The following is a 25137-nucleotide window of genomic DNA, read 5'->3' as shown; positions in this document are numbered from 1 at the left end:
CTCACCTCAGTAGCTGAACGATTGACAAGGTGACCTGGGGAACGAACGCCACCAGCAGCAATACGGCAATCATCAAGCCCAGCATCGGCAGGAGAGGCCGAGCGATCTGGCCTATGCGAAGGCCGCTGATCGCTGCGCCCACGAAGATGGTGTAGCCAAAGGGCGGTGTGGCCATGCCGATCGTAAAGTTGATCGCCACCATCGCACCGAACTGCACCGGATCCATGCCGAGTTGCTGGCCGATGGGCACAAGAAAAGAGGCGAGGATGATCATCGCGGCAAGGTTATCCATCACGCAACCGATTACAAGCAGCAGAAGGTTGATCATCAGGATGTAGAGCACCGGTGTGCCGGCAAATCCTTCAAGCGACTGCGTGACCTGCCCCGGAATGCGCTCGAACGCCATGACCCAGCCGAAACCGTTGGCAAGTGCGATGATGAACATGACGATGGTCGTGGTCTTGAGCGCTCCAAGCGTGACTGGAACAATGTTCTTGAAGGTCAGCTCGCGATAGACCGTTGAGCCCAGTATCAGCGCGAAAACCGTTGCGACGACCGCAGCCTCGGTTGGGGTGACGATACCGCCATAGATGCCGCCGAGCACGATCAACGGACCCGAAAGCGCCCATTTGGCTTCATTGAAGGCGGCCCAGACCTCCGCCCGGCTGGCTTTGGGCTGAGGGGCGATTTCATGTTTGCGCGCGTGCAGCCAGCAAAGTGCCATCAGGCCGAGCGCCAGCAGCAGTCCGGGTACGATGCCTGCGAGAAAGAGCTGGCTGATTGATGTCTCCGACATCACGCCCCAGACAACCATGGGAATGGACGGTGGCAACATCGGCCCGATGATGCCGCCCGCCACGGCGAGGGCGGTTGCAAACGGGCGCGAGTAGCCGCGCTTTTCCATCTCGGGGATCATGATTGAGCCGATGGCGGCGGTCGTTGCTGGTGCGGAGCCGGAGAGGGCGGCAAAGAAGGCTGCGGCAAGCACTGCGACCATGCCTAATCCGCCCTTGTGCTGCCGGACAAGAACGTCGGCAAATCCGACCAGACGGCGCGAAATGCCGCCGGCCGTCATCAGGTCTCCGGCGAGCACGAAGAAGGGGATTGCCAGCAGGGAAAACGATTGCGTGCCTGCAACCATCCGCTGGGCAAAGATCATCATGTCGATATCGGCAATCCAGAGAGCGCCGATGGTGGCAAGCCCGATCGCAAAGGCCAGGGGAACGCGCAACAGCAGCATCACCGGCAGGCCGAGAGCCAGGACCATCATAGTGGCGTTCATGACAGGTCCTCATCGGGCCTTGCTGGCGTCAGCAGCAGCGCAACCCCGTGCAGAATGAAAAGCGCCCCGCAAACCGGCACGCAGAGATAAAGGGTTTCGATGGGCATTTGTAACGCGGCTGTTTTCTGCCCCGAGGTGCGCTCGACGTAAGCGATGCCGGCAATCACCGTGATCCAGCCAAACAGAATTGTCAGCGAAGCGACCAGCGTGCCCGTCCATCGGTTCAACCAGGCGAGCTTCTGCGGCAGGATGTCAATGCCGACGTGAAACCCCTCACGCAGGCCAACCGTTGCAAAGAGAAGAACCAGCCAGGCAAAGAGAATGATGGCCAGCTCTTCTGTCCAGCTTGGTGGAGCGCCAAGGAAGTAGCGCATGAGCACCTGCGTCACCAGCAGGCCCAGCATCACGAAAATGATTGCCACGCAAACATAGCCCACGAGCCGGGATATCTTTCGGCTCGTGGTGTCGATGAGGGAGATTAGAGCCTGCATTGCGCCCTGCGTCAGTCGGATTGAACTGAAACCGAGTCGAGTGCCTGTTGCAAGAGCTCTGCACCGATTGCCGGCCGGAACTGGTCATAAACCGGTTTGACCTTGCTGCGGAACGCGCCCACGTCGTCAATGTCGTTGATTTCCATACCCTTGCTCTCGAGTGCGGCCACGACATCGGCCTCGGCTGCTGCCACAGCCTTGCGCTCCTGAGCGATGGCCGCCGTGCCTGCCTCTAGCACACCCTGCTGAACATCTTCCGGCAACTTGTCGAAGCTGCGCTCGGAAATCAGCAGGTGGATGGCCGAGTAGGTATGACGGGTAAAGCTGAGGTATTTCGTGACCTCTGCATAATTGTTCGAATTCACGACCGAGGCCGGAATTTCCAGCCCGTCGACCGCGCCTTGCTGCATGGCCGTGTAGACCTCGCCCCAGGCCATTGGAACCGGGCTGCCACCGAGCGACGAAAACATCTCGATGAAGACCGGGTTCTGCATTGTCCGGTACTTCACACCCTCTACGTCTTCGGGTGTGCGTACAGGACGGACGTTGTTGATCATGTTGCGGAAACCGCCTTCCGCAGCTCCCAGCGAAATGACCCCGTCATCGCGCAAATTGGCTGCAAGCTGCTTGCCGACAGGACCGTCCAGCACCGTGTGCGCCTGTTCAGAGCTGCCGAACAGGAAGGGCAGATCGACAAGCTGATAGGAAGGCTCCAGGTTTGCGACGACAGCGTTGGTTATGACGCCCATGTCGATGGTGCCGAATTGCATGCCTTCGAGGATTTCCTTGTCGTCGCCAAGCTGGCGGTTCGGAAACAGCTGCACTTCAACCCGGCCCGGGAAAGCAGCTTCCAGCTCCTTCTTGAAGGAATGCGCGGTAATCGCATAGGGATCGGTTTCGCTGTCGGAGGTCAGCCAGGCAAGTTTCAACTCGATCTCGGCAGCATGCGCAGCTCCTGTCAGCGCCACCGTCGTTACGAGGGCAAAGAACACTCTGCGGCTAAAATTCAAGGTCATCTGGTTTCCTCCCTGTGACATCTGTCCGGCCCGCATTGATCCGGCGAGCTGACATCTGAGCGGCAGCCTACACACAAGAGATCGAGTGAAAAAAGCGCATAACCTGCACTATAACCTGCACGCCGTGCAGTATGTTGCCTGCAGCGCGTGCAGTACAGGCTGAAGGAATTGAAATTGCCTCATCTTGATGCCGTTTCTAGAGTTCCGGCCTCAAGGAGCCGAACAATCGGACGGACAAAGCAGAGTAGGGCGCATGCCGGAGGCACGATCCAAAACCCCGTCACCGGAGACAGAATTGGTCTGGCCATCGGGCCGCCGTATTGCCGTTGTCTTCAATCTCGCGTTCGAAATGTGGTCTCCGGGCGTAACGTCAGGTGTCGGGCCCATGGGTAATGTGCTGCAGGAAGGCATTTTCGACCCCAATGCTGATAGCTACGGCCGCTACAATGCGACCCACGGCATACCGCGTCTCGTCTCGATGCTCGAACGTCATGGTATTCCCGCAAGCCTGATGACCAACGGCCTGGTGGCAGAGGCCTTTCCAGACGTGTTGCGGGGCTATGCAAACGCAGGTCATGACGTCGTTGCCCATGGCATGGCTCAGAACCTGATTTTCCCGACGTTGTCGGACGAGGATGCGGAACGCTCAATCGTTGAAACGACAGAGCGGATTGAAGCTGCCATCGGGAGAAGGCCAAAAGGCTGGATCAGCCCGCGTGTGACCTCCGGCGTTGATGTTCACAGAAGCCTCGCAGAAAACGGCTACCACTGGCATGGCGACGCTATTGACGCGGACCTGCCTTACCCTCAGGCCTTTGGCGCTCATACGATCCTGGCCATACCCATGTCGGTCGAATTCAACGATTTGCCTCATGCCATGCGCTTCGGGCGCACACCCGGCCAGTTTGTCGACATCTTCCGCGAAGCGCTCGCCGGCATCCAGCAGCAGCCTGCGGAAACCCTGATCCTGGATATCTTTGCCCACGGCCATTGCTACGGACGCCCAGCTGCAGCTTGGGCGATCGGCGAGATCGCCAGGATCTGCAAGGAAAACGAGGCGCTCTGGGTGACGACACGCTCTGAGATCGCAGCACATTGCAGCGAATTGGTGAAACACGCGGCGTAAGGCGGATAGCCTCTCCCGCAAGCTGGATCATCACGGCAAACGTCCAGCTCAGAACGCTCTGGAAATTCAGGCGGTGCGTCTTTCGTGGCGGAAAGCTTTTGCCCACCTGGTTTCCGAGCGTTCTGACTCAAAAATCGATGACTGCGTTGTGTCCTCTACTTGGTCGCGCCTGCTGTCAGGCCTGAAATGAATTTCCGCTGGAAAATCAGATAGGCGAGGATCAGCGGTGCGATCACGATGACCGCGCCTGCGGTCAGCACCGGGGTGTTCACCGTGTAGCGGCCCTGGAAGAACAGCATGCCGATGGGCAAGGTCCGGAAACTGTCGTCGTTGACCAGGATCAGCGGAATGAGAAACTCGTTCCAGGTCCAGATGAAGAGGAACAGCGCGAGCGTCGACATCGCCGGCACCATCAGGGGCAGGATGACCCGGCGCAGAATATAGCTGCGCTTTGCGCCGTCGAGCACGGCTGCCTCCAGGATTTCCTGCGGCAATTGCCGCATGGCGCTGGCCATGAAGATGGTCGCAAATGGTATCGACATTGCGATTTGCGGCAGGATCAGCGCCGCGTAGGTGTTGATGAGGCCCGTGTAGCGCATCTCGTAGTAGAGCGGGATGATGAAGGCTTCTGTCGGCACCATCATGCCGATCGTCATCATCACGAAGAGGGTGCGCTTGAACGGAAAACTGAGAAAGGCGAAGCCGAAGCCTGTCAGGGTTCCAAGAGCGATGCTGATGGTGACGACAGGCAAGACGACGAGCACGGAGTTCTGGAAGTAGACGTTGAAATGTCCGTCGATCCAGGCGCTGACGTAGTTCTCGAAATGGGGATATTCGGGAAGGACGAACGCGCCTTGCAAGAGGTCCGGCCGGCTCTTCAGCGACGTCAGGATCAGAAGGCCGAAGGGGATCACCGTCATCAGCGCGAACAGCCACAGGATGATGCGCATCGGCCAGGCGGTTGTGTTGAGACCCGATGACTGGCTCATGACGCATCTCCTCCGTGATTGGGTCGAACCAGCCGGTGGACCGCATAATTGACAAGGAAAATCAGGATTGCGCCAACGATGGCGACTGCCGCCGCATATCCGTAGCGATTGAGCTGAAAGCCGAGCTGATACATGTAGATATTCGGAACAAGCGTTGCGTTGGCGGGCCCGCCACGGGTCATCGTGAAGATCAGATCGAAGCTCTTGATTGAGGAGATGATCGTGAGCAGAAGCGCGATGCGGATCTCCGGAAGCAGCAGCGGCAGGGTGATGAAGAAGAAGGTGCGGATGCCCTTGGCGCCGTCCACCTTGGCGGCTTCGAACAGTGAGGGGTCGATCCTCTGCATGCCGGACAGGAACAGCACCATGCAGAAGCCGAAGAAATACCAGCTTGCAACGACGCCAACCGCCGGAAGAACGAAGGTGAAGTCACCGAGCCAGGGAAGGGCATAGTCGCCGAGGCCGACAAGCTTCAGGGCCTGATTGAAGGGACCGAACGCGGGGTTGTAGAGCCAGTGCCAGATGATGCCGAGCACGGCGGTCGGCATGATATAGGGCAGAAACAGAAGTGTGCGCAGCGCGAGCTGTTCCTTCTGTTTGAGGTTCCATACCAGCGCCGCCAGCGCGACGCCGAGGCAGACCGGAACGGCGCAGTAGAAAATCATCAAGAGGGCGTTGTTCTTCAGTGACTTGAAGAAAACCTCGTCTGCGATCAGGCTGATATAGTTGCCAAATCCGATCCATTCCGGAGCGCTGATACCATTCCAGCTTGTCAGGCTGAGAACGAGTGCCGCGATGATGGGGCCAAAAACCAGGGATCCATAAATCAGCAGTCCCGGCAGAATGAAGACGAGATTGCTGCTGACTTTGGAATCGAGCGGTGAGCGCGACATTCAGGCGTTCCAATGCAGTGACGATTAGCTGGCGGGGCTCCCGTCGCGTCCATCCGATAGACAAACGCGGCGGGAACGAGTGGTTTGGTTGCTGGGCCTGTTCAAGCCATGGAGAGGCTTGCAAGGTCCGCAGCTTCCGGCATTATTTGCTCTTCATGTATGCCTGATAGTCGGCATCGAGTTTGTCGATCAACTCTTGCGGGGTCTGTTGACCGGCGAGCAGCAACGGCGTGTTGTCGTCGAAGGTCTTCAGCATGGTCGGGCTCGCCCAATCCGGGTAGTGACCGATCGCGTTGTTCTCGTTGAGCGATTTCCAGATTTTGATGCCTTCCGACAGCAGTGGCGTGACCTCGATGTCGGCATCGGCGGGAACGGAGGATGCAGGCAGATAGCCGGCCTTCGCCCATGTGACCGCTGCGTCCTCGGACACCATGTAGTTGATGTACTCGCCAGCGAGCGCCTTCGTGTCGTCATCCTTGGCGATGCTGGTGATTGCCCAGGCAAGGTCGACACCACCGACGGAGAGAGGATGCTCTACGCCCTCGGGTCCCGGGATCGGCATGAAATGGATGTCCGGATTGGCTTTCATGTCGCCAAAGTACCAGGTGCCCGAAATCAGGAAAGCGCCTTCGCCGGAGACGAAGAGCTGAACGGCATCATCGCCCGAAATGCCCTGATAACCGTTGAAGAAATAGCCGTCCTGTGCCCAATCCTGGACAATCTTGGCCGATTCCACATTGCCGGGCGTGTTGAAGGTGCCGCCATGGCCGTAAACCAGATCGTCGAGCGCCTCGCGATCGGAAGCATCGATATGTGCCTGGGTGATGCCGGCAAGCATGTGCAGTGTCAGATGGCCCTTGGCCGTGCCGATCATGAAGGGCGTCTTGCCGGCGTCCTTGATCTTGTCGGCGGCGGCCATGAGGTCTTCAAAGGAGGTCAGCGGCAGCTCGACGCCGGCGTCTGCAAGCACTTTTTCGTTGTAGTAAAGACCAACGATTTCAGCGAGGGACGAGATGCCGTAGGTCGGGCCGACACCGAATTCGCCCTTGTCCGACCAACGGTCGCGGGCAAGAAGGCTGTCCGACTGGTTCTTGTCCCAGCCGTATTCGGTGATGAAGTCATCTACCGGGACGAGGAGGTTTTCCTTGACCATGAGACCCATGGCGCCGGCGCCCTGGTTCACCTTCGTCACATCCGGGCCATCGCCTGAGGAAACCGCCAGCTTCAGGGTCATGTTCAGGTCGGCGAAGTCGCGGATCGTGTGGTCAAGCGTGATGTCCGGATGGGCTTCCTTGAAGCGACCGTTCAGTTCGGCCATCACTGCGGCGCGTGATTCAGAATCATGGTCGTCCCAGACCGTCAGCGTTTCAGCGTGGACCATTCCCGAAAGGCTGAAGCCGATAACGGCAGCTCCGGCCAGCACTGCTGATCTTCGGACTGCTGGTGACATACTGCAGGATATTATACGTCGAAACATGGGATTGTCCTCTCCGGTTGTTATTGCGATTGGCTTGCTTCCCCCGATCGGCCTGGCCTTGTCGTACAGTGCCGAACGTCCTGTTCTGCCGGAGCTTTACCGCTCTGGCGAATTCATGTAGTGCTCTGCCACACTCCTTTTGCACTTCCGCATTCCTCGGTCCGAGGGCATCCGCTTGGGGCCCCCAAATCGATGATGCGAGCTGGCCGAGAGCCGGCAATGAGGTCGACGACACCATGAACGCCACAGCCGACAACCGCCTCATCCGTCCGGCGACGGAGGGTGACCTCGACGCCCTCTTCGACATCTGTCTGAAGACTGCAGACGGCGGCACCGATGGCAGCGCGTTTTTCAGCGACAAGCGCCTGCCGGGCTACGTCTGGTCCGTGCCCTACTTCAAGTTCGAGCCGGAGTGCGCCTTCGTGCTTGTCGAGAACGGGCGAACCATCGGTTACGTGCTCGGAGCGCCGGACACTGCCCGTTTCGAGGAAACGCTGGAGCAGCACTGGTGGCCGGACATTCGCCGCATGATCGCGGATATGACGCCGAAGCTGCGGGATGACGCGAAAGCCTTTCACCGGATCAACCATCCGGAAAGAACGCCGCAATGGCTGCTGGCGGACTATCCTGCCCATCTCCATATCAACATTCTGCCGGGTGCCCAGTCTTCCGGCTGGGGTCGGAGAATGATCGACACGGTGCTGGATGCGCTGGCGAAAGCCGGAGCGCCGGGTGTTCATCTCGGACTTCATCCGCAGAACGAGCGGGCGAAAGGCTTCTACAGCCACCTGGGCTTTGAAGACATCAGCCGCGACGGCCACGTGCTGTTTGCCCGCCGTCTTGACCGCTGAGGCTCTCTGCTGAGGCAGCGGTTGCTTCAGCAGGAAGTCCAGGCCCTTGCCGGATGCGATAGGCGCACTGAGGATCATGAGCCCTCCGCATTGGCGGCTTCAAGGCCGTGTTTGAGAACGGTGGCGGCGGGCATGGCGCTCCATCCCTGAAGCAGGGAACCGCGGCCATAGGGCGGCGCGAAATATTCCACCGCCCCGGCCCAGCCGTTGGCAAGGCAGGTTTCCCACCACCGCGTCAGAGCATACCGCGCACCGCCAAGGCCATGATGCAGCCGCTCTTCCGCATAGGCACCATCCCAATAGGGCCAGTCCGAACCGTTGTGATAGCGGAAGGCAAAAGCGGTCTTTGAGCGCGTGTCCCGCGCCCGCTTGAAGGGGGGATACGCACACATGACGCCCCAGTCGCCATAGGGCTGTTCCTTGTTATTCCTGGTCTCCAGGTTATTTTCAAAAGCCTTCAGAAGGCCTTTTGCCCGGTCCGCGGAAATTACGTCAAACCGGGAGAGCGTCAGGCTGTCGAGAACGAGGTGATCTTCGATGAACCCGTCTGGCGTCTTGTAGTCGGCATAGCCGTTGCGTTCGGCAACGAAGAGACCATCCTCGATCTCGGCGCGGGCCTTTTTCGCAGTTTCACGCGCTCTTTCGGCCAGTTCCGGATCGTGTTCCTTGCCGAGCGTGGCAACCGCATCGAGTGCGCCGACGAACAGGCCAAGGTCATAGGAAACGAGGCCTTCGCGGAATACGTTGTCCGCCCAGTCGCGGTCGTTGCGCGGCTTCAGGGGCAGCACGCTTCCCGGCGCTGCAAAGCCGAGATAGCGATTGATGATGGCGGTGACGATCGGCCAATGCATGTGTGCCTCGGCGATGTCACCGGTCGCGTCCACATATTCGCTTATGAAGAGAATGAAGAACAGCGGGCTGTCGAAATGGTCGCTCCACCAGTCCCCGGGACGATTGTGATGTTCGGGGAAGGCTTTTCCGCGCCTTTGAGGATTAGCCCGGCACTCGGCGACGAACCGCTGCCAGGCTTTGGATTGCGCGGGGCCTGTCAGGATAACGCCGCTCGGGGCTTCGCCGTCAGGCTGGACACCCTTTGCGAGCAGGCGAATTTCCTCTCGCACTGCTTCCGGGGCAAGTGTCAGAAGCGGCTGCATGGTCCAGTAGCCGTCGCGGTAATATGTACGCGCCGGTGCGCTGTAGGCCTGTCCCGCAGCAAGACCGGCAAAAGCGCCCTTTTCGTCCTGCCGGATGCTGGAAAGAGCCGCATGTACGCCCTGTATCACCATGCTGCGCATCAGAGGATCTGCCTCCGGAACGGCGTCGCATCGCTTCGCATAGGCCTCGGCTTCGGCAATGATCTCGTCATTGGAAAGAGCGAGTGCGTCCTTCGCCTCGTCCATCGAGGCGCCCACGGCAATCCGAAGGTCGTTTTCGCCCGTTTCGATGACGACGACACCCCAATCGAGTTCGATGGTGCGCTGGGCTTTTGTCTTTGTGACCTTGGCCTTCAAGCCTTTGCCATCCAGTTCGTGCCACCAGGCGCAGCGGCGTGCCGGGTGAACGGTCTTCAGCTTGACGTTCTGCAAAAGCATGATCGGCTTTGACTGGGCGACGTAGCCACCGCCCGACTTCGCGACCAGCCGGTTCGGTCCATAGACATAGGGGCCGGGCATAGCCGAGAACCGAACCCGGCCCAGGCTGCCGGAGCCCCACAGTGCGAGATCGACATAGCCATCCGGATGCAGGTCGGCCTGCAGGCGCGGTGCCATGATCGGCAGGAGAACAGGTTGCTGGGTGGCGATTTCACCCTGTGGCGTCGGCGTCATCATGATGGGGTCGCTGGTGCTCTGACGTTGGATGGAGGATTGGCTGAGCCGGCGGCAGTCGCTGACTGTTTGAGCGCGGACGCAAGAGGGCTGGCCTCGGTCGCCGCCGGCAAACGGGAAGTCATGCCCAATGCAGCGGTGCATGCGCCGTTTGCTGGCGCATTGACCGGTGCAGAAGCTCTGACGTCTCTCATTGCCTGCATGGCGAACCTCGTCGCGTTGCAAAAGAACGAGGAGAGCCTAGCGAATTGGGAATTAATTTGTCAAGGCAGTGGACAAATAGAATCAAAAACGCTAGCCAATATTGAAGAAACCCGTTTGAGGCAGTTTGAAAATTGCTGATTTTGGTGAAATTTTAGGTACTCATATCTGAGTTAGGTATAGGTTCTGGACTAATTGGGAGATCACCACAGAACGATGGCCATCACGTCTTCTGTTGCGCAGACACCGATTGCGCGCAAAATTTCGACCAATGCGGTGATCAGGACCGTTCTGGCGCAGGGCCCGATTTCCCGGGCCGATATCGCCAAGTTCACCGGTCTTTCCAAACAGACGATTTCCGATGTCGTGCGCGATCTGGAGACAGACGGTTGGCTGAAGCCGGTTGGCAAGACCGATGGACGCCCCGGACGCACCGCCATCACCTACGAGCTGAACGCCAGCGCGGGGCTTGCCATTTCCATCGATCTGGGTGGGACAAAGATCGCGGCGGCGATCGGCGATCTTCTTGGAAACATCATCGCCGAGACGAAAGTACCAACCGATGCGCGCGGCGGTATCCATCTGGTCGATCAGTTCCAGGCTGTGGTCAACGACCTTACGGAGATGGCGGGCGTTGAAATGGCCAAGGTCCGGATGGTCGTCCTCGGGACGCCGGGTGTGCTCGATCCCGCCACGGGCCACATTCATGTTGCGCCCAATATTGCCGGAATCGAGGATATCGATCTGCGCCAGTTGCTGACAGACAGGCTCGGCATTCCGGCGATCATCGAAAACGATGTCAATCTTGCTGCGGAAGGCGAGCGCTGGAAGGGACATGGCGTCGATGTCGGCAACTTTGCTTTTATCGCGCTTGGTACCGGAACGGGCATGGGCATCATCGCCAACGGGTCGCTGTTGCGGGGCGGACGCGGGGCCGCGGGCGAAATCTCCTACCTTCCTATCGGCGGCGATCCGTTCGACCCTGGCGGCTTTCATCTCGGCACGTTCGAAAGTGCGGTCGGCAGCGTGGCGATGGCCCGGCGCTACGTCGGTTTCGGCGGACAGGAAGGGGCAAGCGTCGCCGACCTCTTCGTCGCCTTCGAGAAGGGCGATCACAGTGCCATAGCAGCGGTCGAGGAAACAGCGCGGTTGACCGCGCTTGCCATTGCCGCCGTTGGTGCGACGCTCGATCCGCAACTGGTGATCATGGGCGGCAGCATTGGCGCGCGACCGGAGCTGGTGGCGGCCATCCGCCGCTATCTGCCGCGCTGCACTCCCTATCCGACCCGTATCGAAATCAGCCGTTTCGGCAACCGGGCTGCTCTCATCGGCGGCATGGGGATTGCAGTTGCACACATGCATGAAGAGCTTTTCGGGGTAGACCTCGGAGAGGCGTAGACCAATCAGACTTGCATCCGGGGCGGCACGCATTCCCTTTAAGAGCGCGGGAATCGTGGCCTTGGTCTAAAGCGCAAAGCACTGGGAATAGGGACAAATGAAAGTCGGTATCGTCGGCCTGGGATCGCGAATGTCACACGTGGCACGCTGCCTGAAGGCGCAGAAAGCTGATCTGGAATTCGCCGCATACGCCGATCCCGCGCCGGCAGGGCTCTCCTTTCTGGAGACCAGCTTAGGGACCACGCTGAACGGCTATGAAACCCTTGAGGAGATGCTCGACGGCGAAGCGCTGGACATGTTGATGATCGGCTCGCCGAACCACATGCATATCGGACACCTGCGGACAGCGCTCAAATCCTCGGTTCCCTACATCTTTACCGAGAAGCCCGTTGTTATCAGCGAGGCGGAAACCTTCGAACTTCTGGAACTGATGCGCGCTCACGACGGCATGCAGCGCCTCATGATCGGCCTCGTCCTGCGATATGCTCCGCTCTACCAGATGCTGAAGGATGCCCAGGCCAAAGGCCAGCTTGGAAAGATTGTCTCGATAGAGGCCTCGGAACACATCGCTCCCTATCACGGCAGTTTCTTCATGCGGGACTGGCGCCGTTACGTGAAGTATTCCGGCGGTTTCATGCTGGAAAAGTGCTGCCATGACCTCGACCTTTATCAGGGAGTTGTCGGCAGGCGCGCAAAATTTGTCTCAAGCTTCGGCGGCCGAAAAAGCTTCCTTCCCGAGAACAAGCCGGATGAACTTCCGGATTACCGGGCGCTTGCGCTGCGCGCTGAGCCTTCGCGCGGCAATCGGGTCTACCCGTTCGAACCGCGCTGGGGCGGCACGTCCTCCGAATTCGAGAGCGACGCGGACATCATCGATTACCAGACGGCGCTGATCGAATACGAGGACGGCGCGACCATGGCCTTCCACACCAACATGAACGTGCCCGACGAGTTCCGCCGGTTCGCAGTTATCGGCACAAGGGGCATGGCGGAGGGCGATTTTGTCCGCTGCACCTTCAAGCTGACCGATGCCCTGACATCACAGACACTTTTCGAAGATCCGAGCGTCGGTACGGGCAGAGACAACCATTCCGGCGCAGACGACCAGATGGCGGTCGACATCGCGGCTTTTCTCGACCGGGGCGTGCCGTTGAAGGTGACCGTGCGCGATGCGCTCGAGGCGGGGCTAACGGCGATCAAGATTGACGAGGCACGCCGCAATCGTTCGGTCGTCGACATGGGTGCGGTCTGGGACCAATTCGACAGCTACGGGCTGACAGCGAAGAGCTGATGCCAATCGCCTCTGGAAAGAGCGCGCCTGCATCATGAAACAATGACGGAGTTGAGTCATGGGAATGCTTGAAATGGTTGATGTGCGCAAAGCCTTCAGCAAGTTCGAAGTCATAAAAGGCGTCTCGATGGCGATCAACCACGGCGAATTCGTCGTTTTCGTGGGGCCGTCCGGCTGCGGCAAGTCGACTTTGTTGCGCATGATCGCGGGCCTGGAAGAAATCACCTCGGGTGATGTGAAGATCGACGGCAAGGTGGTCAACGGACTTGAACCGGCCAAGCGCGGCATTGCGATGGTGTTCCAGTCCTATGCGCTTTATCCGCATATGTCTGTCTATGAGAACATCGCCTTTCCGCTGCGCGTCGACAAGCTGCCGAAAGACGAGATCGACCGCAAGGTGCGCCGCGTTTCGGCCATCCTGAAGCTTGACGAGCGGCTCAAGCACAAGCCCGGCCAGCTTTCGGGCGGACAGCGGCAGCGCGTCGCCATCGGCCGGGCGATCGTGCGAGAGCCTTCCGTCTTTCTCTTCGACGAGCCGCTTTCCAATCTCGATGCGGCGCTCCGGGCCGAGATGCGCATCGAGCTTTCCAAGCTCCACAACGACCTTGGCGCGACGATGATCTACGTCACGCACGATCAGGTCGAGGCGATGACCATGGCGGACCGGATCGTCGTTCTCGACCAGGGCTCGATCAGTCAGGTTGGGTCGCCGCTAGAGCTTTACCACAAGCCTGCCAATCTCTTCGTTGCGCAGTTCATCGGCAATCCGAAGATGAACCTTCTGCCGGTCACCTGCACGGCTTGCGACGAAAACGGTGCAACCGTGGCACTTGCCAACGGCTCGAAGCTCACGGTTCCGGTAGAGGTCAGTGGCGACCTGCAGGGTGCATCGCTGACCCTGGGCATCCGGCCGGAACATCTGTTGCTGGGGCAGGGGGAGGCTGAGCTTCAGGTCATGCCGACCGTGATCGAGCATCTCGGCATCCACACGCTTGTCTATGCGTCCATCGAAGGCAGCGATGAGACCTTCACCTCGCTCTTCCACAGCATGGTGCCGGCGAAGGCCGGCGTGCCGCAGACCGTGGGTCTCAGGGGGCGTGACTGTCATCTCTTCGATGGCGATGGCATGGCCCTGGAACGCCGCGTCGATGCGAGTGAAATGGATCCGTCCTTGCCCGTTGCCGGAGCCGTCTGACACCCCCGGGCGGATTGCAGAAGTCACCCGGCTCCAGCCGGAGCCGGCCAAGAGGATCTTGAATGAAAGTCCTGATTTTTCCTGACGCCAAGGATGCCATCGCGGCAGCAGCACGCCTTGTGCTTGACCAGGTGCGGCTGAAGCCTGATGCGGTTCTTGGTCTTGCCACGGGCGGCACGATGGAAGCCGTTTACGACCAGGTGGCAGATGGCGTGCGGAAGACGGGTGTCTCCTTCGCAGGTGTCAGCAGTTTCAACCTCGACGAATATCTCGGCCTGCCGCCAGCGCATCCGGCGAGCTATCACACTTACATGCGTCAGCGTCTGTTCAGCCGGGTCGGCATCGATCTGGCGAAAACACATCTGCCGAAAGGGGACTGTGAAGACGCCGAGGCGGAATGCAGGCGCTATGAGACAGCTATCGCGGCCTCTGGTGGAATTGATCTTCAGTTGCTGGGGATCGGTCGAAACGGACACATCGGCTTCAACGAACCGACGTCGAGCCTATCCTCCCGCACGAGAGTGAAAACCCTGACGGCGGATACGCGAGAGGCGAATGCGCCGTTTTTCGACAGACTGGAAGACGTGCCGCATTACGCGCTGACCATGGGGATCGGGACAATCCTGGACGCAAGGCACTGTGTTCTTCTGGCAATCGGGGCGTCAAAAGCGGAGCCGGTTGCAAAGGCTATCGAGGGGCCACTTGCGGCGACCTGTCCGGCGTCCGCACTACAACTGCACAGGCACGCGACCATGCTGCTCGACCGGGAGGCGGCGGCCAGTTTGCAGCTTTTCGACTATTATCAAAGGGTTCACCCCGATGGAGCCCCGGCCCAGATAGAACCCCGTTGAACCGGGTCTTGAAAAGAGCACTGCGCGCGGCCGTGAGGCTGCAACGTGCTTGATGAACCGAATGTGCCTGCGGGCGCCATAGCTGCACGGAACCCCATTCATCATGACGCATGACATCATGTTCACTTCAGAGGAAGGCGATGCGACGGCTCGCCTTCAGGCTGCTCTCGACCAGGCCAGCGAGAGCGGTCAGCGTCTCGTTCTGAAAGCCGGCGTTTATCAGACCGGCGGCCTCGTGTTGCGCAGCGGAGTGCATCTTCATCTTTGCGAAGGTGCTGTCCTCAAACCATCCGGCGACTATGTCGCTTATGCCTCCACCACGGTCGATGTCATTGCCGAGGACTCGGACAGGGCAATGCTGGTTGCCAAGGACGTCAAGGGCATTCGCATTACCGGCAAGGGTGTCATCGAGGCACCGGGTGCCGACTTCATTGCCGGCGAGCTTGACGACGTGGGAACGCATCTGCCCGCGCGTCTGCGCCCCCGTGTGATGGTGTTCGATGGCTGCCGGGATGTGCACATCGAAGACATCACCATTCGCAATTCGCCGATGTGGACGCTGCATTTCATCGCCTGCGAGCAGGTTGGCATAGCTCGGGTCACCATTGAAAACGACCGGTTGATGCCGAACACGGATGGCATCGTCATCGATTCCTGCAGCAACGTGGACATCGAGAACACCAACATCGCGACTGCTGACGACGGCATCGTGCTGAAGACAACCCGGCGGGCGAGCGGTGTTCCCACCGGGCCATGCCGGTCCATTCGCATTCGGAAATGCCGGATTGAGAGCCAAAGCTGCGCTCTGAAAATCGGGACGGAATCCTTTTCCGATTTCAAAGACATAGAATTCGCGGATTGCGACGTCGTTTCCTCCAACCGGGCATTGGGCATTTTCTCGCGCGACGGCGGTGAGATCGACGGTGTTGCGTTCCGGCGCATAACGGTCGAGTGCCATGAAACTCGGGACGGCTTCTGGGGCTCCGGCGAGGCGATTACCGTCAATGTTCTCGATCGTCGACCCGAAGCGCCCGCCGGGGCGGTCTCTGACGTTCTTTTTGAAGATATTTCCGGCACCATGGAAGGTGCTATCAATCTTGCCGCGCTCTGTAATGCCGGAATCAAAGGCCTTGTGTTGCGCCGGATCAACCTTCAGCAGCGGCCCGGTCTGCTTGGCACCGGCGAACGCTACGATTTGCGCCCGACCGCGCATGATCTTGCGCCGGCGAAAGACGTCAGCGGCCGGGCCAATGCCTACGTCAAGGACGCTTTGGGAGCGGTGCTCGGCCTTTTCGCCTATCCGGACGGTCTGCCGGGCCTTTTTGCGCTCAATGTGGACAGCCTTCAGTGCGAGGATGTCCGGATCGAGCGGCCCGAGCCCTTGCCTGCGGGATGGAACCGGCAACAACAGGTTACGGCTTCGAAAACGCCGCTCTAGGTTGGATGTGGCTCGCGGTAGCGCATATCTTGGCCGACTTATATCAGGCGACCTCTGTCAGAGAGACACTTGCGGGGCGTCTGACCACGCTCCGCGAAAGCCTTCGTTACATTCCGGCAGCTCCGCGGAACTTCGCTCGCTTTCAAACCATCTGATTGATCATCTGCCTCTCTAACAGCCGCTTTTGCGGTGATCCCCGGTCTGACGTTTCAGTTTCGGGGCAGACGCCTTGTGCTTAAGGGCCAGACGCAGGCTCAGCTTATCAATTGCTGGAAGCCGGGCCTGAATTAGCTTGACAGACTGCTAGACACGCCAGTCCCGGCATGGTCACCCGCGACGGCCGCACCGAAATGTCCTTCGGCGTCATGGGCGGCTACTATCAGGCCATGGGCCACGCTCATCTTGTGTCCAAGATATTCGACTACGGCATGGACCTGCAGGAGGCCATTGATCTGCCCCGGCTTATTCCGGTCGGAGGCAACGACACGCGCGTTGAAGCCGAGCACACCGTTCCGCCGGCGGTCGCTACGGAACTTGAGCGCCGGGGTTTCAAGCTGGTTCCGTCTCCGGATCCTATCGGGGGCGCTCAGGTTATCCGGATCGACTGGGAAAACGGCACTCTCACCGGTGCCTCGGAATCCCGCAAGGACGGTATCGCACTGGGGTTCTAGATAGAAACGTCCCGACTTGGCCTTGAGCGTCCTGCTGCTTTGGACTTTTAACCGCTGCCACGGCAAGGCATCCAGATCTTGTGGCCCATATACAGCTCCGGGTTTTTACGAAAATCACGCCGGCGGCATGCCCCCGGCGTGATTTTCCTCGAGCGATGTTGTGTCCTGACACTGAGACTTGTGCTCGCGCCAGGACTGACAACCGTCAGCCTCAACTGCTCGACGCTTTCCTGTTACAGAACACGTTCTTCCCGGAAAGCTCGTCCGAAGGACTGCAGCACAGGATCCAGGAGATAGCGCATCGGTGTATGGGCTCCTGTCTGGATGAAGACCTGCGCGGGCATGCCCGGCACCAGCTCAAAGCCGCCTCCGGCCGCCAGGATGTCGTCGGATGTGACCCGGACCCGCACCGTGTAGTACTGCTCTCCCGTCTGATCGTCGGTTTCAGCATCGGCGCCGACCTGGAAGACGTGCCCTTTCAAGGGCTTCATGTGCCGCCCCATGAAGGACGTGAGCTGAACCTTGGCACCCATCCCGATCATGACGTTGTCGATGTCGGATGTCCGCAGGCGCGTATCGAGGATCAGTTCCTCGTTTTCAGGAACGATGGTGATGATTGGTTCGCCCGGACGTACGACACCGCCAACCGTCTTGTAGTTGACCTTGAGCACCCGTCCTTCGATCGGGGAGATGATCTCCGTACGGCTCAGAATGTCGGAAGTTGCAGAAAGCGCCTCGTCGGCCTGAGCGATCTCGGCGTTGATCTCCGACAGTTCCTTGGCAACCTTCTCACGTTCCTCGCTGACGGACGTCAGCTCTGCAATCTTGATTTCCTCGATCTTCTGCCGGGCACGGGCGATCGTTGATCCGATGGCATTGCGCTCTGACCACAACTCTGCCCGCTTGCGTTGCAAAGCCAGAAGTTCAGGCTGCCGCATGAGACCCTTTTTCATCAGGACTTTCTTGCTTTCAAGCTCCTGATCCAGCAGCACGATCTGCTCGTCCATGCCGTCGATCTGAGCCTCAAGACTTTTGATCTCCGCTTCAACCTGGCCAGCCTGCACGCGATAGGTCTTGGTCTGTCTATCGAGAAGCTCGCGCCGTACCTTGAATTTCGTAATCTCGTTGTCGACGAACTGCCTGTAACTTTTGTCCACTGACATCACCGACGGCATCTTCACCTCGAAGTATTCATCGCCGCGCTCCTGCGCCAGCAACCGGTCTCTGGTCACCGAATAACGCTGGTGCTTGCGATAGATCGACAGGTAGTTCGCCGTCGCCAGGGCCTGGTCAAGAACCATGAGCACCTGACCGTCCTTGACGAAATCACCCTCTTTGACATTGAGCTCGCGCACTATGCCGCCTTCGAGATGCTGCACCACGCGCAAACTTCCGTCCGGGCTGACCTTGCCGGCAGCGATAGCGGCCGACGACAGTTCCGCGAGACTTGCCCAGATCCCCGTGCCGAAGAAACAAATTGCGACGACGAGGAAACCCAGGGCCCAATGAAATCGAATGGAGCGGCGGAGCAACGACGCCGGGTTAGGTTGCTTGTTCATCACTGACCTCCCTGTGTATCGGTGGCTGGTGAAGCGCCTTTTGCTTTCGCTGGCTGGATCTTGCCAAGTTTCTGCAGGATATCGCTGACCGGACGAATGGCGTGCTTCATGAACTCCTCGCCGGTTTGGGTCTTCTGAATTGCGCCGTCCGCGAGGGTGATAATCAGATCGACCTTCGAAAGAGCCGACGGCCTGTGGCTGACGATGATGACCGTGCAACCTTTTTCCCGAAGGAGAACGAGACACTCCTGAAGCGACGCTTCGCCCTCGCTGTCCAGGTTGGAGTTCGGTTCATCGAGAATGATCAGCTTTGGCAGGTTGTAGATCGCCCTGGCCAGACCGACCCGCTGAGCCTGCCCCCCGGACAGGCGAAGTCCGCCCGGGCCGATCATGGTTTCGTAGCCGTTCGGTAATCCGTTGATCATGTCGTGGCAGCCAGCAAGCCGCGCGGCAGCCACAACCTTTTCGTCGTCCGGCTCGCCCATCCGGGCGATGTTTTCCTTCACGGTGCCGTGGAGCAGTTCCACGGACTGCGACAGGTAGCCGATATTCCGACCAAGCTGTTGCGGGTCCCAGTTGCCCATGGCAACACCGTCAAGACGCACTGAACCGGAACTCGGATCCATCGCGCCGATAAGCAATTTGCACAAGGTGCTCTTGCCAGACCCGGAATGGCCAACGATTGCGTTCAGGGTAGCCGGCTTGATGTCGATCGTGATGTTGCGCAGCAACGGCCGTTCCTGGCCTGAAACGAGCAGATTGACACCTTTGAGCTGCAGGCGGCCGCTGGGGTTTGGCTGCTGGGTCTTCTCGAAGTGGAGCGGGGCCGCCAGGAAAATATCTCTCAGTCGGCGATGAGACTGCATAGCGCCGACGATGCCTCGCCAGGCGCCGATAGCCTGCTCGGCAGGTGCAAGCGCGCGCCCCATGATGATTGACGCTGCAATCATGCCACCCGGCGTAATTTCACCGAGCGTTGCAAAATAGGCCCCGAGACCCAAGACGCTGATCTGCGCGGTGAAGCGGATGAACTTGGTGACAGCGGCGGTCTTCGCTGAAAAGGAGGCGACGCTGAAAGTCGAGTTGGCCACCAGTTCGTTGTCGTTCCGGTAGCGGGCGAGAACGCCAGGCAGCATGCCCATGCAGTAGACGCTTTCCGCGTGCTGCGTGGCGATGTCAATTGTCTGCTGTGCCCGCACGCGAGCCGCCGCAGCGCCGGCCATCCGGCGGCGGGTGACCGTGTCGTTTATACCTGCGATTATCACAAGCAGCACACCTGCCGCGATGGCGACGAAGCCAAGGGCAGGGTGTATGAGAATGATAGCGCCGACAAAGAAGGGAACCCATGGCCCGTCGAAGAAAGGCAGTACGCTTGAACTGCCGACGAACTGGCGAATGGTTGCCAGGTCGTTCATGGCATGAGAGTGGGATCTGCCGGTGGACCTTGCCGTCTGGATGACGGCATGCAGCAGATCGGCGTGGACGGTTTCGTCCCACCATTTCGCAATGCTGGCGAGGATGGACCCCCGGATTGCATCAAGAACGGCAATCACTGCCAGAAAGAAAATCACGATCATTGTCAGAAAGACGAGGGTCTCGATGTGGCCGCTCTGCATCACCCGGTCGAAGATCTGCTGCATGTAGAGAGGTGAAGCGAGGGTGCCGAGATTGACAAAGATCGAAAAGAAACCAACGGCAAAAAAGCCGGCCCAGGAAGAGCGATAGACCTTGAGAGCGGGATAAACGCTTTCCCTTGCGCTGCGCACAGCCATGAAGACTCTCCAAAAAATAAATAAAAGGGAGGAGAGGGCGCTTGCGCCCTCTCCAGCAATCTCAGGATCAGACGATCACTGGACCGTGATCGCCGTCTTCACCAAATGTCGGGACGAGCATCTCGGGGATCTCACCGGCACCGTCCGCAGTGGTCCAGTCGTCACCACCGAAGGTGTTCGTCTTGTCCGGATCCACCGACAGTTCGATATCGAAGTCCGCGGAGTTGGAGACGGCGTCATGGACATCCTTGACGGTGACAGTGCCGGACATGTTGGCGGTTTCGCCCTTGTCCATCACCTGGGCCATAATACGTTCCAGGTTCTGGGTGAAGGTGACACTGCCATCAGCCTCGCCGATATTCAGAAGGCCGGCAGCTTCCAGATCGGCAATGTCGAGGGTCACCTGATGGCCTGCAATTGCCAGGCTCAAAGTACCGGTGATCTCGTCGATCTGGAGCGTTTCAGTCTCGCCATCGTCAACGTCATTGGCATTCAGCAGCTCGAGAAGATTGAAGCTGCTTTCCTCGTTGTCTGTGTTGCTGTGCACCACAGTGAACGAGCCCGTGTAATTCTCAATGGTCGGGGCGTCGTTCGTGCCGTTGATGGTGATGGTTACGTCCGTGGTGACGGTGCCGCCGTTGTTGTCGGAAACCGTTACCGTGTAGACTTCCTCAACACTGTCGCCTTCGTTGAGTGCCTGAACATTGGCGTTGGACTGGTCAATGGTGTAGGTCCATTCACCGGTGTCCTCATCAATGCTGAAGTGACCCAGTGCTCCGTCTACAACAGAGGCGGAGTAGGTCAGAACGTCCCGGATGTCGACATCTGCGCCGACAATCTGGCCAGAAGTGACATCGGTCCCTGCTTCGTCGACACCGGCTTCCGTCACCTCGCCCAGGATATCCGCAGAGACGATTGTCGGATCATCGTTGGTGCCGGTGACGACAACCATGACTTCCCGAGTATCCGTCTCTCCGCTGTCGTCCGTAACGGTCAAGAGGTACTTGACTTCCAGCTGTTCGCCTTGGGCGAGGAAGTCGAGTGCCGTTGCGGCGATTGCAAAGGTCCAGGTGGCGCTTCCGTTGTTGGTGGAACCGCCCGCTTGCTGCACCGTCAGTGCATTCGCGAAGGCAACCTTCTGGTCTTCGGTCAGCGTGAAGCCACTGCCCGCGACGGGTTCGACAGAGGTGAACTGAGCGGTCACTTCCGGCGTGTCGGACAGGTCGAGGTCGGAGAAGAAGACTTCACCGGATGTCTCGAGTTCTGCCGGCGAATTGGCTTCCTCGATCGCACCTTCGAAGACACCGCCAGAGAAGACCGGTCCGTCATTGGTACCGGTGATCGTGATGGTGATCTGGGTGGTGTCGGTGCCTTCCGGGAACCAGTTCCGGTCACTGACCTTCACGTCGAACGTCAGGGTCAGCGTTTCGCCGTCCGCCAGCCAGTCGAGATTGGCCGAGCCGTTGTAGGCATAGGTGAACTCGACGTTGCCGTCTTCGCCCTTCGGTACGGAGAAGATGTTGTCCAGTGCCGTTCCGCTGGTGAAGTCGAAGTTGCCGGCCGTCAGAAGGCTACTTATGTCGACGCCATCGGGAATATCGCCTTCCGAATAGGCCGGCGAACCGTTGCCTTCGACCGAGATGTAGAGCGTGTCGCCCAGATCCGGATCATCGACGACGATGTTGCCGGTCAGCTCGCCGATATTTTGCGGATTGGCGTTGAGGTCTTCATCAACCGCGAAGTCAAGAACGCTCTGCTCGACGAGGATTTCCGGCTGGTCGTTGGTGCCGATGATGGTCACGGTGACCGGGCGCTCGACGAAAGAGTCCGGGTCATTCTTGTCCTGGACCGTAAGCGTGTACTCGATGGTCAGAGCGTCGCCTTCGGCAAGGAAGTCGATGGCCTTGTCCTGAACCTTGTACGAATAGGTTACCCGGCCCTCGTCGTCGAACTGATCGAACGTCCAGATAAAGAAATTCGAGTCCTTGGCCGTGAGGGAGGCGTAGATATCGCCCGGCATTTCCAGAATGTCACCGGCACCGGAGGCCAGGGTAAGGTTCGGTTCGCTGATGATGACTTGAAAATTGTCCGGATTGACGACCGTGTCCGGATCGTGGACTTCAAAGACACCACTGCGGGAATGGACGTAACCTGCGTCCTCTGTGCCCGGCCATTCAACGATGGGCAGGAAGTTCAGGGACAGGTCGTTGCCGATCGTCGGAGCGTCGTTTGTGCCCGTGATCGTGATGGTGACATCCTGATCCACGACACCGCCGTTGCCGTCATCGACCGTAACGGTGTAGACGACTTCGACCTTTTCACCTGCGGCGAGGAAGTCGAGATGCTCCTCCGCGACGCTGTAAGACCAGTTGATCGTGCCGTTGTTCGCGTTGCCCGGGTCAGCGGACAGTCCGAAGCCGGCCTGAATGTTCGCGATCTGGCTTGGGGTGAGGCCGACACCATCAAGACCTTCAACGCTCTTGACCGCGAAAGTTGCCGTTGGCGTATCGGAGAGGTCGAGATCGGTGAACTCGATTGAGCCGGTGTCGGACAGGGTCGACGGATCGCCTTCAACGATGGAACCGCTCACGTCGACCGCAGTCAGCGTCGGAACGTCATTGGTACCGGTGATGGTGATGGTGATCTGGGTGGTGTCGGTGCCTTCCGGGAACCAGTTCCGGTCACTGACCTTCACGTCGAACGTCAGGGTCAGCGTTTCGCCGTCCGCCAGCCAGTCGAGATTGGCCGAGCCGTTGTAGGCATAGGTGAACTCGACGTTGCCGTCTTCGCCCTTCGGTACGGAGAAGATGTTGTCCAGTGCCGTTCCGCTGGTGAAGTCGAAGTTGCCGGCCGTCAGAAGGCTACTTATGTCGACGCCATCGGGAATATCGCCTTCCGAATAGGCCGGCGAACCGTTGCCTTCGACCGAGATGTAGAGCGTGTCGCCCAGATCCGGATCATCGACGACGATGTTGCCGGTCAGCTCGCCGATATTTTGCGGATTGGCGTTGAGGTCTTCATCAACCGCGAAGTCAAGAACGCTCTGCTCGACGAGGATTTCCGGCTGGTCGTTGGTGCCGATGATGGTCACGGTGACCGGGCGCTCGACGAAAGAGTCCGGGTCATTCTTGTCCTGGACCGTAAGCGTGTACTCGATGGTCAGAGCGTCGCCTTCGGCAAGGAAGTCGATGGCCTTGTCCTGAACCTTGTACGAATAGGTTACCCGGCCCTCGTCGTCGAACTGATCGAACGTCCAGATAAAGAAATTCGAGTCCTTGGCCGTGAGGGAGGCGTAGATATCGCCCGGCATTTCCAGAATGTCACCGGCACCGGAGGCCAGGGTAAGGTTCGGTTCGCTGATGATGACTTGAAAATTGTCCGGATTGACGACCGTGTCCGGATCGTGGACTTCAAAGACACCACTGCGGGAATGGACGTAGCCTGCGTCCTCTGTGCCTGGCCACTCAACGATGGGCACGAAGTTCAGGGAGATGTCGTCGCCGATCGTCGGAGCATCGTTGCTACCGGTAACCGTGACCTTGAATTCGGCCTTGTCGCCACCGACAACCTGATAAACGAAGGTATCGACACCCTTCTGGCCATCTGCAAGGCGGTTTGCTTCTTCGGAATAGACGTAGCTGGCTTCGCCCGTTTCGACGTTCAGCAACAAGGTGCCGTATTTGCCCTCGACCTCCAGCATGCCATCTGCATCAGCGACGGCATCGACGTTGATTATCGCGCCACCGGCCGTTTTGAAAGCCAGCTGGGTGATGACCTGGCCACCGGTTTCGCCGATTTCGTCGTCATTGCCGAGAACGTTGAAGGTTGCCGCAACTTCCGATTCGTCGTCGTCAGTGGTTTCGGTGACGTCGATTGCATCGTTATGAGCGACGAGAGCGCCATCCGTGACGCTGAAGAGATGGATGTCACCGACTTCACTGCCTTCGCCGAACTGAACCAGTTCGATGTTGTAAAGGGTGGTCGTGTCGCCGTCTTTGGTGATGCTGACGGAACCGTCTTCGTTGGTCTTGATGTCGTAATCTTCAGCCTTGCCAACAAACTGGGCAACGTCCTTGTTACCGCCGCGGCCATCGATGATGTCGCTGCCGCCATTACCGAAGAAAATGTTGTTCAGGCCGTTGCCGAGCATTACGTCGTCATTGACCGTACCGATGGCGTTTTCGATGGACGACAGCAGATCGATGTCACCGCCCTTGCTGACGGCGATACCGCTGCGCAGGTCGATGAAGATGCCGTTTTCCGTGTCGTTCAGGTAGGAGTAGTCGATCGTATCGACATCGTCACTGCCAAGCAGGATATCGATGCTGCCGTAACCGACGAGCATGTCGTTACCGCTTCTGGCAAGAACGAGGTCAAGACCCTCTGAGCCATTGAGAGGGACATCATCGCCTGTTGTTCCGTTAACAAAATTGATGCTGGAAACATCCGGCGCCGGGTCACTGCCATCTTCTTCGATGTAGGTACCCACGACTTCAATGTCGTTTACCGAGGAAGTATTGCTCTTGATCTCGGCCAGAGTAGCGCGGATTGAGTCAAAAAATTCCGAAAGATTTACGTTATTAGGCATTATTCCATTCCTCACTCATTCCACCGGCTAAATGCGAGAGACAACCGGTGATTAAAGAATGGGTGTAAAAATCACCCTTGCTGAAATGCGCGAGCAGGATTGCCAGACTGTTTCAATATGAGCCATTCCCCAAATGGGGGCTGTGCCTTTTTTAAAAATTGTTAACTCTGACTTCAGAGGCCGTTTCGAAAAAGCCGCAGCGTAAACAAGGACTAGGAGAAA

General features: G+C 58.8%; 19 protein-coding genes. 9 read left to right on the top strand and 10 right to left on the bottom strand.

The window, feature by feature from the left end; translation table 11 throughout:
* Nucleotide 1: 1 nt before the first annotated feature.
* From SIAM614_RS22030 to SIAM614_RS22020, 3 genes are read right to left on the bottom strand one after another with little or no spacing between them, the layout of a single operon-like run.
* The gene (locus SIAM614_RS22030; protein ID WP_006938038.1) at nucleotides 2–1282 is read right to left on the bottom strand and encodes a TRAP transporter large permease; all 1281 of its coding nucleotides are present in this window, start codon (nucleotides 1280–1282) and stop codon (nucleotides 2–4) included.
* Nucleotides 1279–1773: a TRAP transporter small permease gene (locus tag SIAM614_RS22025; protein ID WP_006938034.1), complete on the bottom strand. Its 495-nt coding sequence runs from the start codon at nucleotides 1771–1773 to the stop codon at nucleotides 1279–1281. Before SIAM614_RS22025 ends, SIAM614_RS22030 begins: the two co-directional genes overlap by 4 nt.
* Nucleotides 1774–1784: 11 nt before the next feature.
* Nucleotides 1785–2789, bottom strand: coding sequence for a TRAP transporter substrate-binding protein (locus SIAM614_RS22020; RefSeq protein ID WP_040440829.1), 1005 nt, complete (start codon nucleotides 2787–2789; stop codon nucleotides 1785–1787).
* A 295-nt stretch (nucleotides 2790–3084) separates the two neighbouring features.
* Between SIAM614_RS22020 and SIAM614_RS22015 the strand changes: the two genes are divergently transcribed.
* Nucleotides 3085–3915: a polysaccharide deacetylase family protein gene (locus SIAM614_RS22015; protein ID WP_208984074.1), complete on the top strand. Its 831-nt coding sequence runs from the start codon at nucleotides 3085–3087 to the stop codon at nucleotides 3913–3915.
* Nucleotides 3916–4070: 155 nt separating this feature from the next.
* Here SIAM614_RS22015 and SIAM614_RS22010 read toward each other — a convergent pair whose 3' ends face one another.
* The 3 genes from SIAM614_RS22010 to SIAM614_RS22000 form a co-directional block, all read right to left on the bottom strand.
* Entirely contained in the window at nucleotides 4071–4904 is an 834-nt protein-coding gene (locus SIAM614_RS22010; RefSeq protein WP_006938027.1) for a carbohydrate ABC transporter permease, read from the bottom strand.
* On the bottom strand, nucleotides 4901–5797 hold the full coding sequence (locus SIAM614_RS22005; RefSeq protein ID WP_006938026.1) for a carbohydrate ABC transporter permease: 897 nt from the start codon (nucleotides 5795–5797) through the stop codon (nucleotides 4901–4903). Before SIAM614_RS22005 ends, SIAM614_RS22010 begins: the two co-directional genes overlap by 4 nt.
* A 142-nt stretch (nucleotides 5798–5939) precedes the next feature.
* Nucleotides 5940–7274, bottom strand: a complete 1335-nt coding sequence (locus tag SIAM614_RS22000; protein ID WP_040440827.1) for an extracellular solute-binding protein — start codon at nucleotides 7272–7274, stop codon at nucleotides 5940–5942.
* A gap of 236 nt (nucleotides 7275–7510) precedes the next feature.
* On the opposite strand from SIAM614_RS22000, the gene SIAM614_RS21995 reads away from it, so the two are divergent.
* Nucleotides 7511–8125, top strand: a complete 615-nt coding sequence (locus tag SIAM614_RS21995) for a GNAT family N-acetyltransferase (protein ID WP_006938023.1) — start codon at nucleotides 7511–7513, stop codon at nucleotides 8123–8125.
* A gap of 74 nt (nucleotides 8126–8199) precedes the next feature.
* On the opposite strand, the gene SIAM614_RS21990 is transcribed toward SIAM614_RS21995, so the two are convergent.
* Nucleotides 8200–9951, bottom strand: a complete 1752-nt coding sequence (locus tag SIAM614_RS21990) for a glucosidase family protein (protein ID WP_407636312.1) — start codon at nucleotides 9949–9951, stop codon at nucleotides 8200–8202.
* A 39-nt stretch (nucleotides 9952–9990) separates the two neighbouring features.
* Between SIAM614_RS21990 and SIAM614_RS32120 the strand changes: the two genes are divergently transcribed.
* The 7 genes from SIAM614_RS32120 (at nucleotide 9991) to SIAM614_RS21955 (ending at nucleotide 16996) form a co-directional block, all read left to right on the top strand.
* The gene (locus SIAM614_RS32120) at nucleotides 9991–10293 is read left to right on the top strand and encodes a hypothetical protein (protein ID WP_040440825.1); all 303 of its coding nucleotides are present in this window, start codon (nucleotides 9991–9993) and stop codon (nucleotides 10291–10293) included.
* A 75-nt stretch (nucleotides 10294–10368) separates the two neighbouring features.
* Nucleotides 10369–11550, top strand: coding sequence for an ROK family transcriptional regulator (locus tag SIAM614_RS21980; RefSeq protein ID WP_006938021.1), 1182 nt, complete (start codon nucleotides 10369–10371; stop codon nucleotides 11548–11550).
* Between the two features lie 97 nt (nucleotides 11551–11647).
* A complete protein-coding gene (locus SIAM614_RS21975) occupies nucleotides 11648–12841 on the top strand; it encodes a Gfo/Idh/MocA family protein (RefSeq protein WP_006938020.1) in 1194 nt (397 codons plus the stop codon).
* A gap of 58 nt (nucleotides 12842–12899) precedes the next feature.
* On the top strand, nucleotides 12900–14036 hold the full coding sequence (locus SIAM614_RS21970; RefSeq protein ID WP_006938019.1) for an ABC transporter ATP-binding protein: 1137 nt from the start codon (nucleotides 12900–12902) through the stop codon (nucleotides 14034–14036).
* Nucleotides 14037–14098: 62 nt separating this feature from the next.
* Entirely contained in the window at nucleotides 14099–14887 is a 789-nt protein-coding gene (gene nagB, locus SIAM614_RS21965) for a glucosamine-6-phosphate deaminase (RefSeq protein ID WP_006938018.1), read from the top strand.
* Between the two features lie 103 nt (nucleotides 14888–14990).
* Nucleotides 14991–16325 carry a polygalacturonase PglB gene (gene pglB, locus SIAM614_RS21960; RefSeq protein ID WP_006938017.1) on the top strand — a complete coding sequence of 445 codons (1335 nt, stop codon included), beginning with the start codon at nucleotides 14991–14993 and terminating at the stop codon, nucleotides 16323–16325.
* Nucleotides 16326–16648: 323 nt separating this feature from the next.
* Nucleotides 16649–16996, top strand: a complete 348-nt coding sequence (locus tag SIAM614_RS21955; RefSeq protein WP_006938016.1) for a gamma-glutamyltransferase — start codon at nucleotides 16649–16651, stop codon at nucleotides 16994–16996.
* Between the two features lie 233 nt (nucleotides 16997–17229).
* Here the strand turns inward: SIAM614_RS21955 and SIAM614_RS21950 are convergent, their stop codons facing one another.
* From SIAM614_RS21950 to SIAM614_RS21940, 3 genes are all read right to left on the bottom strand, one after another.
* Nucleotides 17230–18555: an HlyD family type I secretion periplasmic adaptor subunit gene (locus SIAM614_RS21950; protein ID WP_006938015.1), complete on the bottom strand. Its 1326-nt coding sequence runs from the start codon at nucleotides 18553–18555 to the stop codon at nucleotides 17230–17232.
* On the bottom strand, nucleotides 18555–20327 hold the full coding sequence (locus SIAM614_RS21945; protein WP_006938014.1) for a type I secretion system permease/ATPase: 1773 nt from the start codon (nucleotides 20325–20327) through the stop codon (nucleotides 18555–18557). Before SIAM614_RS21945 ends, SIAM614_RS21950 begins: the two co-directional genes overlap by 1 nt.
* 67 nt (nucleotides 20328–20394) lie before the next feature.
* Nucleotides 20395–24915 (bottom strand): VCBS domain-containing protein, encoded by a 4521-nt coding sequence (locus tag SIAM614_RS21940; RefSeq protein ID WP_040440824.1) that lies wholly within the window; start codon nucleotides 24913–24915, stop codon nucleotides 20395–20397.
* Nucleotides 24916–25137 lie beyond the last annotated feature (222 nt).

This window comes from Roseibium aggregatum IAM 12614 (assembly GCF_000168975.1).
Taxonomy (GTDB): Bacteria; Pseudomonadota; Alphaproteobacteria; order Rhizobiales; family Stappiaceae; genus Roseibium; species Roseibium aggregatum.
Note: the sequence above shows the minus strand (reverse complement) of the source record. Positions and strands in the feature narration are given on the sequence as shown.

Bases quoted from the DNA above. Each gene is read 5' to 3' on its own strand.
- pglB (WP_006938017.1), top strand. From the start codon at position 14,991: ATGACGCATGACATCATGTTCACTTCAGAGGAAGGCGATGCGACGGCT.
- SIAM614_RS22000 (WP_040440827.1), bottom strand. From the start codon at position 7,274: ATGTTTCGACGTATAATATCCTGCAGTATGTCACCAGCAGTCCGAAGA.
- SIAM614_RS22005 (WP_006938026.1), bottom strand. From the start codon at position 5,797: ATGTCGCGCTCACCGCTCGATTCCAAAGTCAGCAGCAATCTCGTCTTC.
- SIAM614_RS21975 (WP_006938020.1), top strand. From the start codon at position 11,648: ATGAAAGTCGGTATCGTCGGCCTGGGATCGCGAATGTCACACGTGGCA.
- SIAM614_RS22010 (WP_006938027.1), bottom strand. From the start codon at position 4,904: ATGAGCCAGTCATCGGGTCTCAACACAACCGCCTGGCCGATGCGCATC.
- SIAM614_RS22025 (WP_006938034.1), bottom strand. From the start codon at position 1,773: ATGCAGGCTCTAATCTCCCTCATCGACACCACGAGCCGAAAGATATCC.
- nagB (WP_006938018.1), top strand. From the start codon at position 14,099: ATGAAAGTCCTGATTTTTCCTGACGCCAAGGATGCCATCGCGGCAGCA.
- SIAM614_RS22030 (WP_006938038.1), bottom strand. From the start codon at position 1,282: ATGAACGCCACTATGATGGTCCTGGCTCTCGGCCTGCCGGTGATGCTG.
- SIAM614_RS21970 (WP_006938019.1), top strand. From the start codon at position 12,900: ATGGGAATGCTTGAAATGGTTGATGTGCGCAAAGCCTTCAGCAAGTTC.
- SIAM614_RS21990 (WP_407636312.1), bottom strand. From the start codon at position 9,951: ATGACGCCGACGCCACAGGGTGAAATCGCCACCCAGCAACCTGTTCTC.
- SIAM614_RS21945 (WP_006938014.1), bottom strand. From the start codon at position 20,327: ATGGCTGTGCGCAGCGCAAGGGAAAGCGTTTATCCCGCTCTCAAGGTC.
- SIAM614_RS21995 (WP_006938023.1), top strand. From the start codon at position 7,511: ATGAACGCCACAGCCGACAACCGCCTCATCCGTCCGGCGACGGAGGGT.
- SIAM614_RS21950 (WP_006938015.1), bottom strand. From the start codon at position 18,555: ATGAACAAGCAACCTAACCCGGCGTCGTTGCTCCGCCGCTCCATTCGA.
- SIAM614_RS21940 (WP_040440824.1), bottom strand. From the start codon at position 24,915: ATGCCTAATAACGTAAATCTTTCGGAATTTTTTGACTCAATCCGCGCT.
- SIAM614_RS21955 (WP_006938016.1), top strand. From the start codon at position 16,649: ATGGTCACCCGCGACGGCCGCACCGAAATGTCCTTCGGCGTCATGGGC.
- SIAM614_RS21980 (WP_006938021.1), top strand. From the start codon at position 10,369: ATGGCCATCACGTCTTCTGTTGCGCAGACACCGATTGCGCGCAAAATT.
- SIAM614_RS22020 (WP_040440829.1), bottom strand. From the start codon at position 2,789: ATGACCTTGAATTTTAGCCGCAGAGTGTTCTTTGCCCTCGTAACGACG.